The following is a 13,197-nucleotide window of genomic DNA, read 5'->3' on the forward strand; positions in this document are numbered from 1 at the left end:
ACTTTGCTTAGATTCCTGCGAAATGACAAAAAGAATGCTGATTTATAAATGTTTTACTAAAAGGAAATACCTCACTGAATTTCAATGAGGTATTTATTATTATCCAAAAAAGTCTTAATTATTATTTTTCACCAAGATCCATCCTGTAAACGTTCTTCCGTCCGGAAGTGTGATGACGTACCAATAACTTGAGGTTGGAATTGGTCTTCCGGAAATTGTTCCGTCCCACACAATCTGAGTATTGGTATTCTGTTCGAAAATAAGGTATTGATAACGGTCAAATACTTTTACATTCGTCATTCTGGTTCCGAAAACGTGAAGGTTTCTGACAATCCATTTATCGTTCTTTCCGTCACCGTTTGGAGTGATTGTATTTTTAATATCTAAAATTACTCCATCCTGTTTTACGATACATTCGCCTTCAACATATTTTACATAGAAAGTGATTATTCCTGTTGGTAAATTAAGGAAAACATTAGATTCCTGCCAGTTTACCCCATCGATGGAATAAACGATCGGCTGTGAACCTGTCGCAGTTATCGTGTAAGCATTCCCGTTTGCCACCATATTCTGAATAACCGGGACATCATAATGTTTCGCTTCAAACGTAGTTGTGTAAGAACATCCGTTGCTCGATGTTGCCGTTACGGTGTATGTTCCTACCATTCCGACGCCGCTAATTGTATCTGTATTCGAAACGACCTGTCCCGCAGGATTTGTCCAAACATAACTTATAATTGTATGGTCTTTTACCACTAAGGTATAGGTAAATGTCGCATCCGGACAAAAATATTGTGTCGGAATCGTAAAAATTGGCACCTGCTTCAGCGTGATTTTTATGGTGGCTATTTCAGGACAAAATCCGGGAACGCTGACTTTAACATAAACAATATCTGATCCCAAATTCTGATTAAAAGGATAACTGGAAGCATTTGTAATGGCATTTGTTCCTGCATTCAGGTCAGCTAAAGAAGCATAGTAGGTAAAAGTCGCATTACTTCCTGAGTAAATCTGTGGTTGGAATTGGGTAAGATTCACATTTTCAATTCCGTCATTTAAAGTATCACAAACATCATTCAACAAAAACGGACCGGAATTTTGAAGCACCACTTTGGTTCCGATCACAAAATTAATACTTGCAATATCGTCACAACCAGAAATATTCATCACCTTAACCCAAATCTGCTGTGGAAAAGGATTTGCTGTAAAAATTTGCGGATTGGTAATGGCATTGGTTCCGTTCTGAGCATCGGTTTGAGTCAAATAAAATGTGAAAGTATTAATTATATTGGGAATATCCACATAAAGATTGGTGTAATTCATCAGATTAACCTCATAAATTCCGTCAAGATTATCGTCACAAACCGTAATACTGGAGTTGATCGCTTTCGGTGGGAAATAGGTATTCAGCTGAATGGGCGCAACTGAAAAACAACCCGTTGTTTGTGATTGAAATCTTGCCCAAACCTGAACGGTTGAAACATTCGTCACAATACTGTTCCCGATCTGAGTAGAAGGATTGCCGATATTCGCTTCTGCAGCAGTATAATAATATGAGATATTCATATCAGAAAGCGGATAGGTGTTCTGAGAAGCCGAAAACATCTGCGGAACTGCATCATTCAGCTGGAAAGTTTCGCTCAGATTAAAATCTTCGTCACAGGTATTCAGAACTGCATTGGTTAAAACTACTGTCGGTAAAAAAGTCATTTGAATATTCAGTTGAGATGCAGAAAAACATTCATTATTATTAAATTTCACCTTTACATAAACCGTTGCATTTCCTGTAACCGGAAAAGTATCGGGGTTGGTTATTTCATTCCAGAAAGTGTGATCCGTAGCATTGTAATTTTGATAATAGGTGAAGCTCACGCCTGATGTTCCGGAATAAATCTGCGATTGGGCAGAAAGAAGATTATAAACCTCTACTCCATCATTATTGTTATCACAAATATTCGTGAGCGAAATATTTACCAATGGATTTACAGATGGTGTTGATACCAGACTGATGTTAAACGGATAAATTTGTGTACAGTTGTAAGAAGTAATTTTCACAAAAAGCTGTTTCGTTCCCACAACATCTGTACTGGTTACAGGATTTGTTCCGTTCTGAGCATCAGACTGAGTAAGATAGAATGTTGTTGCTGCATTCTGGTTTCCGATAATTGCAGATGAAAACTGTGCTAAAGAAACGGTTTCCGTATTGTCATTGTTAAAATCGCATACCGTAAAATTTGAAGTGACGATTACAGGATGAACCAGATTTACATTGATGGCTCTAATCGTGTAGCAAGTGGCACTCTGCTCAAATCTCACATAAAAAGTTTTGGTTACAAGATTTCCGTTTTCAGTAATGGTTTGCGTTGCAGAAATCGTATTTACATCCAAAGTGGCATCATCAAAATTAGCATAAAACTTTGTAAAAGGAACTGTTGGTGGTGAAATAAGCATATTTGCAGACAACGTATTCAGATTCACCGTTATATCATCAGTTCCGTTGAAGCAGATATACTCATTTTTAACGTTGGCTATAATTTTTGTGAACGTAATATTTAAATTTACCGGAACCACTGTAAAACATCCGCCCGGAATCTCCACTCTTACAAAAACAGTATAAATTCCTTCTTTAATTGTTTGAATGGTTGTACCTGAATCATTATAGGCTTCTGCAAAAGTCTCATAAACAGTAAATGTTGCTCCGGATTGTGTACTAATCAGCGGGCCGATATTTAATGTAAAATCAAATATTTCCTGATTATCCGCATTGATATCACACATTGTGTAGGAAAAATTAACAGGTGAATTGGCATTAACACCCATCTGAAAAGTAAAAGTAACAGGTCCTAAAACATACGTACACGTTCCGTCCTGAATTCTAACCCAGAGATTGGTATTGGCCGTAATATCAGCTGTAGTGACAGCGTTCGTATTGTTTTGTGCATTTGACTGGCTCAAATAATAAGAAGCTGATGTTGTTCCTGAAGGTAAAAGCAGTTCATTGAAAAGACTCAGATTATAATTCTGCTCAATTCCGTCATTATTGGTATCGCAAAGTAAAAGAGAATTGGTGAGAAGGTTTTTCGTAAGGAAATTTAAAGTAAGCACCGCTACCCTGAAACATCCCGGAACATTCGGATTCTGGATTCTTACATAAATGACGGTATTTGCAGTTAATGAATAATTGTTTGAAATATTATTCTGATTATTCTGAGCATCAATCAAAGAATTATGGAACGTAAAATTGAAATTAGCCGGGTTTTGCGAAGTCAGATTGGGCTTAAAATCATTTAAATTAAGCTGAACGGGTGCATTTCCGCAAAAATCCTGGGCATAATTTCTTGCAACGGGATAAGAAGGATCAAAGTTAAGCGTAAAATCATCAGTGAATGTAAGGTTACTGTTTCCGCAGACATTAAAATTGACATTTGCCGTATAAACTTCGTTCTGAGTCGGGCATAAAACCGTCTGAATACCTGTTCCTACAGTCTGTCCTGCAGAATTTGTCCAGGTTACGGTTGGCTGAATAACATTTCCGGTTGGGGTAAAAACCCATGATTCCTGCAAAGCCTGCCAGTTTCCTGTATTTCTGGATGCCGGAGAATATCCCACAGTTCCGTCATTATTCATTATTCCGATCAAAGCATTTTCAAACTTTCTTGTAGGGCAGGGTGTCAGTTTTTTATCTACAAAAACCTCAATAATATTGGTGGTTTCGTGAAGAACGATTTGTGAAGAAGAGCGATCGGTACAACCTGCTACCCTTCCGTCATAAAAGCTTACCACAAATTTTCTGTACGGTGCTGTTCCTATGACAGAATAATAAATTTCGGAACTGTCGCCTGATGAAAAAACCATATCGTGATATACTCCGAAAATGGAATTTTTCGGCAGATTCATATTCGGATTTTGCCATGCAACATTTGGATAATTGATGTTTCCCTGCTGATTCAGATCAAAGCTGACCATCCCGTTTGAACCAATGACCAAAGATTCAAAATACTGATTAAAAAAACAAAACTTGAAAGGAAGATCTATTTTTGAAGTGAAAACATCATCAAAATTGGCATTGAGAGACGTCCCCTGATTCAACGGAACGGGAGGATTATAAGTTCCCTGTGTAATCTGATAATTGGTAGCCTGTCTTATAACAGGATACTCTACATGAAGAGCAATACAACCATTGGCATCAAGATCGTTGGTACAAGTCACATTAAAATTTTCATTACCTGAAGAATCTTTAATGGTAACACTTGCCGGAACCTGAGAAAAGACATAAAAACTGATAAACAGCAAAAAAAACTGTAAATATTTCGTCATTGATTTGGTGTAAAAAATTATTATTTATAATAAATCGATTACCGATAATTATTTTACAAAATTAACACTTTTTAACTATAAAATATATAAGCATAAATATTTATTTATAATTTATTAAAAATCAATTAATACAAAACTATACATCATTCTTTTACAGCTCTTTCATAATAGATCATTATGTAAAAATTCCTCTAAACAGCTTATTAATTAATAATAATTTCATTCCCAAAACAAAAAAAGTGGAAATTTTTCAATTTCCACCTCTGTAATTTCTATATTTTTTTACTAATCTTTATCTGCAAACATAGAATTGGCAAGTGATGTAATGATAGAAAGCAAAATACTGAAAATAAATGCCCACCAAAATCCATCAACGGTCATGCTGTCGATAAAATAATCAGCAATCAGGATAATGATCGCATTAATGACCAAAGCAAAAAAGCCTAAAGTAATAATTGTAAGAGGCAAACCAAAAAGACTCAAAACAGGTTTTACAATAAGGTTTAAAAGTCCTAAAACAATAGCAAAAATAACTGCTGTAGAAAAGCCTTCGAAATGCACGCCCGGTAAAATTTTAGTCAACAGAAAAGCGACTATTGCAGTGATCAGCAAACGGATAATTAAGTTCATAGTGTGTAATTTTTATGTTATGGATTCTTGAGCAACAAAACTTATTCCAATCCAATTTAAACATTGATGAATACTAAGTTTGTAAGATTTTATTACTTTATTCTCATCATCGTTACCAACGAAGTTGCCACGTGACTTTCCGAATGATGATTTTCATTCACTGTATAAATTTCCGTGCGAATCACAGAAATTTTTGCACCGCCTTTCACCACATAAGATTTTGAAACCAAAGCATCTCCGATTGCGGGTCTTAAATAATTTACTTTCAACTCTACCGTTACCACATAACAATCTTCTTCATAATGACTCACTGCTGCGTAACCTGAAGAAACATCTACCAAAGAAGCAATCATCGCTCCGTTGAACATACCCGCTTTTCTCGTCATCAGTTCCATTTTTGGAATTTTAATAGAAACGAAATCGGTTTCAACTCCCAATAATTCGGCTTTATAGAATTTTAAAGTTTCGGAACGGATGAAACTGTCGGTGATAAGTTTTGTTTTTTCGGGAGACATAGGTTTAGGTTTAGGTTTAGGTTTAGGTTTAGGTTTAGGTTTAGGTTTAGGTTTAGCAAATTTCTTTAAATTATTTTGAATTCGGTTAGTAAATGATTTAATTTTATTGCTTTGAATTATTGATTATATTTAAACAAACTATTATAGAGAAATTGCTGTTTAATAACTAAAATATACTAAAATTATGACAAATGAAATTTGGAATGCAATTAAAAATCAAGCTTATGACTTAGAATTTGATTGGTTTGGAATTGACAAAGCAGGACAGATTTCAGTTTTTTCATCCTTTAACAGAGGTTATGTTCCTAAAAAAGTTCTTTTATCGTTGGAAAAATATTTAAAGCTTCAACAACTGATTTTAGATTTACCTAAAATTACAACAGCTAAAATATACACCCAAGAAAAAGGGAATTTTTCAGATTGGATCTCATATTCTGAGAAAGGAATTTTTGGTTTTGATTATCAGGATGCACACAGAGTAGATAAAATTAATCAGTATGATTTAATTACACAACCTGACAAATCTTTGATGGCCGAAAATATTAAAAATGTAAATTATTTCAACGACATAATACCCATATTTGATTTGACTTTTGAAGACGATATCTCTTTCGAAAAATTAAAGTATTGTGAAATTTAAAAAAATCGCTTTTAGAGCTATTAAAGATTTCCTCCCAAAATGCCCTACCTTTGCATCATGGATTTACAGTCAATTTATCAAAAGCTTCAGATTCAGGAGATGAATCAGATGCAGAAATCTACTTTTAAAGCAACCGAGAACAACAACGATGTTATTTTACTTTCTCCGACAGGTTCGGGAAAAACACTGGCTTTTCTTCTTCCGGTTTTAAGAAATCTAAAAAAAGAAGCAAAAGGAATTCAGGCAATTGTTTTGGTTCCGGCGAGAGAACTGGCTTTACAAATCGAGCAGGTTTTCAAATCGATGGGTACTGATTTTAAAGTGACGGTTTGCTACGGTGGTCATGATAAAAAGATTGAAATGAACAACCTGATCGAAGCTCCCGCAGTTTTGATCGGAACTCCCGGAAGAATCAGGTATCACCTTCAGAATGAAAATTTTGATCCTTCAACCATTAAAACTTTGGTTTTAGATGAATTTGACAAAGCTCTTGAACTTGGTTTTCAGGAAGATATGGATTATATCATAGGAAGATTAAGAGGCTTATCCCAAAGAATTCTTACTTCTGCAACAGCAATGGATGAAATTCCGAAATTTACCGGACTTCAGAATGAAAAAATGGTTGATTTCCTTAAATTAGGAGAAAACAAACCGGATATTCAGCTGAGAAAAGTAATGACCATTTCTGAGGAAAAACTCGATACTTTATTCCATCTGATTTGTAAAATTGGTAATAAAAGAACGTTGATTTTCTGCAATCACCGAGAAGCAGTTGACCGAATTTCAGAACTTCTGCGTGAAAAAGGAATCGACAGAGAAACCTTTCACGGCGGAATGGAACAGGACGAAAGAGAGCGTGCTTTACTAAAATTCAGAAACGATTCTGCGAGAGTTTTAATTACCACCGATCTAGCTGCAAGAGGTTTAGACGTTCCAGAAGTTGAATCTATCGTGCATTATCAGCTTCCGCCAAAAGAAGATGCTTTCATCCACAGAAACGGAAGAACGGCAAGGATGAATGCGAAAGGTTTTGTGTATCTCATTATGAAGGAAGAAGAAAATTTCCCTTTCATTAAACACGATGTTCCTGTAGAAAGCGTAATTGAATTTACAAAAGTTCCTGCAAATTCGCCATTTCAGACGATTTATATCAGTGCAGGAAAAAAAGATAAAGTCAACAAAGTTGATATTGTAGGATATTTGCTTAAAAAAGGAGAACTTCAAAAAGAAGATTTGGGGCTGATCGAAGTAAAAGACACCACTTCTTATGTTGCGGTTTCAAGAAATAAAGTAAAAGATTTACTCAAAAAATTAAGCACCGAAAAACTGAAAGGCAAGAAAGTAAAAATGGAAATTGCTTATTAATCTGTACAATTTTTCACCACAAAATTCACAAAAGAATTTTTTAAAGTATAATGAATTATTTTATAAAGATCAAAAAAGCTTAAATAATAATTTACCTTTTTTGATCTTTCATTCTTATAGATTAAAATTTAATCTTTAAAAGCTTTTGTGACTTTTGTGGTTAAAATTCACCTACTTCAAAGCAGAAGTTTTCGTCGGCAAAGTATACACCGATTTCGAAGCGGTAATAAACAGAATATTATTTTTCTCACCGCCAAAAGTGACATTTCCCGTCCAGTCTTCAGTAATTTTGATGTGATGAATTTTCTCGCCTTTAGGATTGAAAACAGTTATTCCATCTCCCGTAAGGTATAGATTTCCTTCTTGATCCAATGTCATTCCGTCTGAACCCATTTCGCAAAACAATTTCTTTTCAGAAAGTTTTCCTTCACCTAAAATATCATAAACGTAGGTTTTTCCGGCATCAATATCCGAAACGTACAGTTTTTTTGACTTTGTACTTCCGATAATTCCATTCGGTTGAACAAAAGTCTCAAGCTTTGAAATTTCTCCGTTTTTATTTCGGTAATACAGATTTTTTTCAGGAATTTCAACTTTAAAATTTTCCCAGTAATCTCTTTTATACAAAGGATCAGTGAAATAAATTCCTCCCTCGTCATCAAGCCAGAGATCATTGGGTCCGTTTAATCTTTTTCCTTCAAAACCTTTAGACAAAACCTTTATTGATTTGTCTTTCGAAATTTTCCAGATCTCACCCTGGTTATCGGAACAGGTAATCAAATTGTCGTTTTCATCAAAATAAGTTCCGTTGGCACGACCTGTTTTATCCATAAATAAAGAAATCTTATCCGTTTTCCAATCCCAGACATAAATTTTGTCATTAGGCTGATCTGTAAAATAAACATTTCCTGATTTATCCGTTGCCGGACCTTCCGTAAAAGTAAACTGATCCGAAACTAATTTCGGCTCTGTATTTTCATAAAACATAGTGGTATAATTTGTTGATTGGCAACCCTGTAATGCGAAAACCAAACCAACTACGCCCAAACTCCATATATTTTTCATGCTGCTAAAATTTAAAGTTTACAATTTACGATTTGCTGTGTAGTTTAAAAAATAATTATCTTTGAATTTTCTGTATAACGACAATGAAGATCAATTTACCCGACAAACTGTATTATTCAATAGGAGAAGTAGCCAAAGCATTCGACGTAAACGCTTCATTGATAAGATATTGGGAGCAGGAATTCCCAATCATTAAGCCTAAAAAAAATAAAAAAGGAAACCGTTACTTCACTCCCGAAGACATTAAAAACCTACAGATCATCTATCATTTGGTGAAAGAAAAGGGTTATACACTTGACGGTGCAAAAATTGCGTTAACAACAAACTCGAAAATTTCGGAAACCGTTACTTTAATCGATCGCCTAGAATTTGTAAAAGCCGAATTATTAAAACTAAAAGAATCTTTAGCAGACAAAGATTCTGAATAAAAGATTTCTTATGATTAATTTAAAAAACCGAAAGCATTTAAAAATCATTGCAGGAATCTCATTATTGCTCATCATTTTGGGTGCCATTTTTAATGTTAATAGATTTTTAATGAGTGCAACGATTGGAGTTTTTGTAGGTTCACTTGTACAAATGTTTATTCACAAGAAAAGAATATCTTAATCAGATAATCTTCATAATTCATTTATTCCCAATACCAAGTTTGCATCACAAATCACTGTATAACAACCCTTTAATTATCTTTTTTTCATTTAATTGTATTTTGAATTAAAAATTAATTCATAACTTTATCTTATGATGATTTCGAGAAATTGAAATCTTACCAAAACATAAAACACGATGAAAAAAACTTACTATCAGAAAATGGCAGTTTTAGGAATGCTGCTTTTGGCATTAACTGTCTTTCAAAATTACACCGATAAAAGTGATGAAAAATTTCCTGAACTCACTTTTATTTCCGAAGATTTACCCTCAGAATCCCTCTCTGAATTTGATCCAAATGACCTTGATGAAGCTCAATGGCAAAAACTCGGATTTTCAGAAAAACAAACGGCTACAATTTTAAAATACAAAAAAATTGTCGGTGGAAAGTTCCTATCGAAACAACAATTCAAAAAATGTTTTGCGGTTTCCGAAGAGAAATATGCTCAGCTTGAAAACCTTATTTTACTTCCTGAAACAAATACTGAAGCGAAAGGAAGTTCAAATTTTAAGAGTTTTGAAAAGAAATCTATAAACGTAACAAAGAAATTTAATCCTGACCAACTTTCACAAATTGATTGGGAGAAAATAGGCTTTTCGGAAAGACAGGCTGCAGCAATTTTAAAATATAAAAATTACCTTGGTGGAAGCTTTGTGAGCAAAGAAAAATTCAAAGAATGTTTTATTATCAATGATGAAAATTATCAGAAACTTGAACCGTATCTCATTCTTCCTGCAAAAACTCCAGTGAATTTCAATCCTTATTTAGTAAAATCAGGTTCATCAAAAAATAAATTTCAGCATACCAATTTTGACCCCAATCTTTTAAATGTAGAAGATTGGATAGCTTTAGGATTCTCCGAAAAACAGGCGAATGTTATCGTTAATTACCGTGACAGAAATCTGAAAGGTAGTTTTAAAACTTTAGAGGATATAAAAAACTGTTTCGTTATTTCTCCTGAAAAGTTCGAAGAATTAAAACCATTTATTAGATTAAATCCTTCAACAATGTCAAAAAAATCTGATGATAAAAAGCCTGAATTCAAACAGGAAAAAACAGATTTCTCTAAAACAGAACTGAATTCTATTACTTTTAAACAACTTTTAGAATTTGGCTTGGATGAAAAAAGTGCAGGTTCGATGATTGGTTTCAGAAAAAAATTAGGCGGATTTATGACGAAAGAGCAGATTTTGGAAACCTATAATATTGATAAAGAATTGGTTCAAAAACTTTTAAGTATTGCTCCACTCGACAATTCAAAAGTGGAACGGTATTCTTTGGTTAATGCTCCCGAAGAATGGCTGAAAAATCATCCCTATTTTAAATATTCTGCCGACAAAATTATTTATTACAGAATCAGCAATCCCGATGACAAAAAGATTTGGAAATTATTGAAAACTAAGCCGGAATATGAGGCGAGGATGAGGCTTTACGTTAAATAGTTGATAGTTGATAGTTGATAGTTGATAGTAAAATTATTTAAAATTTAAGCATTAAGATTTGTTTAGAAATTGAGATAGTTTAAGAAAAATCTAAAGATTTTATAAGCATATTCTTAAAGCAAAGCTCAACTTAATTTATCTAAAATACTTAATAAATCTTAATGGTTCAAAATCTTTAAAGCTCTATAAAAGTTTATTAATTATGAACTGAGAATGATTTGAAATTCCGGAGATAAAGTAACAACACCTTCCGTTACATTTTCAGGATGGCCAGTAAAACCTTTTAACTTTGAAGTTTTACCTTTTAAAACCAAATCCATTAACTGTTTATCGGAAAGTTTTTTGCCGAAAATTTCAAATGAAACTTTAAAGCCGCAGTTTTTAAAATCGGAACATCCGACTGCAGTTTTACCTTTCATCAGATTGTGGTTTTTACATTTCGGACATTGCGTTTCTTCCCAAGACTGCAGTTCTTTTTTCACAGCAGGTTCACGTTTTTTCTTTTCTTGAATTTGAGGTTTTTCTTCTTCAAGATTAATGACTTTTCCCTTCCCATCGACTACTTTTTTGGTTAATTCTGTCACCATCTGAATCAATTCGTCTTTAAACTGATTGGCTTCATATTCTCCGCTTTCAATTTTACGAAGCTTAAATTCCCATTCTCCCGTTAATTCAGGGCTTTTCAAGAGTTCGTCTTCAATCGTGTCGATCAATTGAATTCCGGTTTGAGTAGCGATAAGATTTTTTCTTTTCTTTTCGATATATTTTCGTTTGAAAAGTGTTTCGATGATATTCGCGCGGGTTGAAGGTCTTCCGATCCCGTTGTTCTTCATCATTTCGCGAAGTTCTTCGTCATCAATCTGCTTTCCGGCAGTTTCCATGGCACGAAGAAGTGTTGCTTCGGTGTAAGGTTTGGGAGGCGAAGTTTTTCCTTGGTGAATCATCGGTTCGTGTGGTCCTGTTTCTCCGACCACAAATTCAGGAATCGTCTGTTCTTCTTCCTTCTCTTTTTCTTTATCAGTCGATTCTTCTTTCGGTTCTTTCGCATAAACTGCTCTCCATCCCGGTTCGAGGATTTGCTTTCCACTGGTTTTGAATGGAATTGTTCCTACTTTTCCTTCCACCAAAGTATTTGAAATTTTACATTCAGGGTAAAAAACAGAAATAAAGCGTTTTGCAATTAAATCATAAATGAATTTTTCTTCTCTCGTTAAATTCTGAGCAGGCGTCACCTCAGTCGGAATAATGGCGTGGTGATCGGTTACTTTGGTATCATCAAAAACCGCTTTCGATTTTGGAATTGGTTCCTGCAACAAAGGGACTATCAAATCCTGATATGGAGTCATTTTCCTTAGAATTCCTTCGATTTTCGGATACAAGCTTTCGGATAGATAGGTTGTATCGACACGAGGATATGTCACATGTTTTTTCTCGTAAAGACTCTGAATATAATTTAAAGTATTTTCTGCAGAATAACCGTATTTTTTATTGGCTTCCACCTGAAGTCCGGTCAAATCGAACAGTCTCGGATTTTTTTCTTTTCCTTCTTTAATTTCAAATGAAACAATTTCAAAAGGATTGACTTTCAGATATTCTAAACCTTTTTCGGCACGTTCTAAAGTTTTGAGACGGTCGATTGCAGCGTTAAAGATGACGTCGCGGTATTTTGTTTTCAGTTCCCAATATTCTTCCGTGGTAAAAGCATCAATTTCTTTCTGACGCTGAACCAGCATCGCTAAAGTTGGCGTCTGAACTCTTCCAATGGACAAAACCGCTTTATTTCCACCAAACTTTTTGGTAAAAAGTCGTGTTGCATTGATTCCCAACAACCAATCTCCTATTGCTCTTGCATTTCCGGCAAGATAAAGGTTTTTGTAATCTTCAGCCGGTTTTAAATTGGCAAAACCTTCTTTAATGGCTTCTTCCGTCAACGAGGAAATCCACAAACGCTGAGTCGGTTTATTGCATTTCGCTTTCTGTAAAACCCATCTCTGAATCAGCTCTCCCTCTTGACCGGCATCCCCGCAATTGATAACCTCATCACATTCTTCTACCAATCTTTCAATCACTTTAAACTGATTTTCAACGCCTTTGTTTGGAATTAATTTGATTCCGAAATTTTGAGGAATAATCGGCAGCAAAAACAGATTCCAGGATTTGTATTGCGGACCGTAATCGTGAGGCTCTTTGAGGGTGCAAAGATGTCCGAAAGTCCATGTCACGCAATAGCCGTTTCCTTCCATATAGCCCTGTTTAGGCGTAGTCGCACCTAAAACTTTGGCAATATCTCTGGCAACACTTGGTTTTTCGGCAATACAAAGTTTCATGAATTTTCGGAATTTTTGAAGAGGGGGCAAAAGTCGGGATTTTTTTTGGATTATCAATTTAGTTGATATTAAAACTCCATTTTTTAACCACACATGAAGCAAAAGATTTTTATGCTGTTAAAGAACTTGCAAAAGAAAACAACAGATTAGTAAAAAGTTTTTCTTTTCTACTTTAACATCCAATTTGTCATTCCGGAGGAATCTAAACTATCATTTTTTAATATATTGAGATTCTTTCAGAATGACA

The 13,197-nt window shown here is 34.5% G+C and carries 9 protein-coding genes; 4 read left to right on the plus strand and 5 right to left on the minus strand.

The window, feature by feature from the left end:
- Nucleotides 1-114: 114 nt before the first annotated feature.
- The 3 genes from BM371_RS13470 to BM371_RS13480 all read right to left on the minus strand — a co-directional run bounded on the left by BM371_RS13470 (nt 115) and on the right by BM371_RS13480 (nt 5,462).
- A complete protein-coding gene (locus tag BM371_RS13470; RefSeq protein ID WP_034678526.1) occupies nt 115-4,317 on the minus strand; it encodes a T9SS type B sorting domain-containing protein in 4,203 nt (1,400 codons plus the stop codon).
- 285 nt (nt 4,318-4,602) lie between these two features.
- Nucleotides 4,603-4,947, minus strand: coding sequence for a phage holin family protein (locus BM371_RS13475; protein WP_034678528.1), 345 nt, complete (start codon nt 4,945-4,947; stop codon nt 4,603-4,605).
- A 92-nt stretch (nt 4,948-5,039) separates the two neighbouring features.
- Nucleotides 5,040-5,462: a PaaI family thioesterase gene (locus tag BM371_RS13480; RefSeq protein ID WP_034678531.1), complete on the minus strand. Its 423-nt coding sequence runs from the start codon at nt 5,460-5,462 to the stop codon at nt 5,040-5,042.
- A 184-nt stretch (nt 5,463-5,646) separates the two neighbouring features.
- Here BM371_RS13480 and BM371_RS13485 point away from each other — a divergent pair, with 184 nt between their 5' ends.
- Together BM371_RS13485 and BM371_RS13490 are read left to right on the plus strand one after the other, a co-directional pair.
- Nucleotides 5,647-6,102 carry a hypothetical protein gene (locus tag BM371_RS13485; RefSeq protein ID WP_034678533.1) on the plus strand — a complete coding sequence of 152 codons (456 nt, stop codon included), beginning with the start codon at nt 5,647-5,649 and terminating at the stop codon, nt 6,100-6,102.
- Nucleotides 6,103-6,159: 57 nt separating this feature from the next.
- On the plus strand, nt 6,160-7,467 hold the full coding sequence (locus tag BM371_RS13490; RefSeq protein WP_034678535.1) for a DEAD/DEAH box helicase: 1,308 nt from the start codon (nt 6,160-6,162) through the stop codon (nt 7,465-7,467).
- A 171-nt stretch (nt 7,468-7,638) separates the two neighbouring features.
- On the opposite strand, the gene BM371_RS13495 is transcribed toward BM371_RS13490, so the two are convergent.
- On the minus strand, nt 7,639-8,532 hold the full coding sequence (locus tag BM371_RS13495) for an SMP-30/gluconolactonase/LRE family protein (protein ID WP_034678536.1): 894 nt from the start codon (nt 8,530-8,532) through the stop codon (nt 7,639-7,641).
- An 83-nt stretch (nt 8,533-8,615) separates the two neighbouring features.
- Here BM371_RS13495 and BM371_RS13500 point away from each other — a divergent pair, with 83 nt between their 5' ends.
- Both BM371_RS13500 and BM371_RS13505 read left to right on the plus strand, forming a co-directional pair.
- Nucleotides 8,616-8,960 carry a MerR family transcriptional regulator gene (locus BM371_RS13500; RefSeq protein WP_034678537.1) on the plus strand — a complete coding sequence of 115 codons (345 nt, stop codon included), beginning with the start codon at nt 8,616-8,618 and terminating at the stop codon, nt 8,958-8,960.
- Nucleotides 8,961-9,318: 358 nt separating this feature from the next.
- The gene (locus tag BM371_RS13505) at nt 9,319-10,623 is read left to right on the plus strand and encodes a helix-hairpin-helix domain-containing protein (RefSeq protein WP_034678539.1); all 1,305 of its coding nucleotides are present in this window, start codon (nt 9,319-9,321) and stop codon (nt 10,621-10,623) included.
- A gap of 200 nt (nt 10,624-10,823) precedes the next feature.
- Here BM371_RS13505 and BM371_RS13510 read toward each other — a convergent pair whose 3' ends face one another.
- Nucleotides 10,824-12,950 carry a type IA DNA topoisomerase gene (locus BM371_RS13510; RefSeq protein WP_034678541.1) on the minus strand — a complete coding sequence of 709 codons (2,127 nt, stop codon included), beginning with the start codon at nt 12,948-12,950 and terminating at the stop codon, nt 10,824-10,826.
- Nucleotides 12,951-13,197: the final 247 nt, after the last annotated feature.

Source organism: Chryseobacterium formosense (genome assembly GCF_900116415.1).
GTDB classification, from domain to species: Bacteria; Bacteroidota; Bacteroidia; order Flavobacteriales; family Weeksellaceae; genus Chryseobacterium; species Chryseobacterium formosense.

What these genes read in the sequence shown, in the direction of transcription:
- BM371_RS13470 (WP_034678526.1), bottom strand. Translation starts at nt 4,317, where the DNA reads ATGACGAAATATTTACAGTTTTTTTTGCTGTTTATCAGTTTTTATGTC.
- BM371_RS13475 (WP_034678528.1), bottom strand. Translation starts at nt 4,947, where the DNA reads ATGAACTTAATTATCCGTTTGCTGATCACTGCAATAGTCGCTTTTCTG.
- BM371_RS13480 (WP_034678531.1), bottom strand. Translation starts at nt 5,462, where the DNA reads ATGTCTCCCGAAAAAACAAAACTTATCACCGACAGTTTCATCCGTTCC.
- BM371_RS13485 (WP_034678533.1), top strand. Translation starts at nt 5,647, where the DNA reads ATGACAAATGAAATTTGGAATGCAATTAAAAATCAAGCTTATGACTTA.
- BM371_RS13490 (WP_034678535.1), top strand. Translation starts at nt 6,160, where the DNA reads ATGGATTTACAGTCAATTTATCAAAAGCTTCAGATTCAGGAGATGAAT.
- BM371_RS13495 (WP_034678536.1), bottom strand. Translation starts at nt 8,532, where the DNA reads ATGAAAAATATATGGAGTTTGGGCGTAGTTGGTTTGGTTTTCGCATTA.
- BM371_RS13500 (WP_034678537.1), top strand. Translation starts at nt 8,616, where the DNA reads ATGAAGATCAATTTACCCGACAAACTGTATTATTCAATAGGAGAAGTA.
- BM371_RS13505 (WP_034678539.1), top strand. Translation starts at nt 9,319, where the DNA reads ATGAAAAAAACTTACTATCAGAAAATGGCAGTTTTAGGAATGCTGCTT.
- BM371_RS13510 (WP_034678541.1), bottom strand. Translation starts at nt 12,950, where the DNA reads ATGAAACTTTGTATTGCCGAAAAACCAAGTGTTGCCAGAGATATTGCC.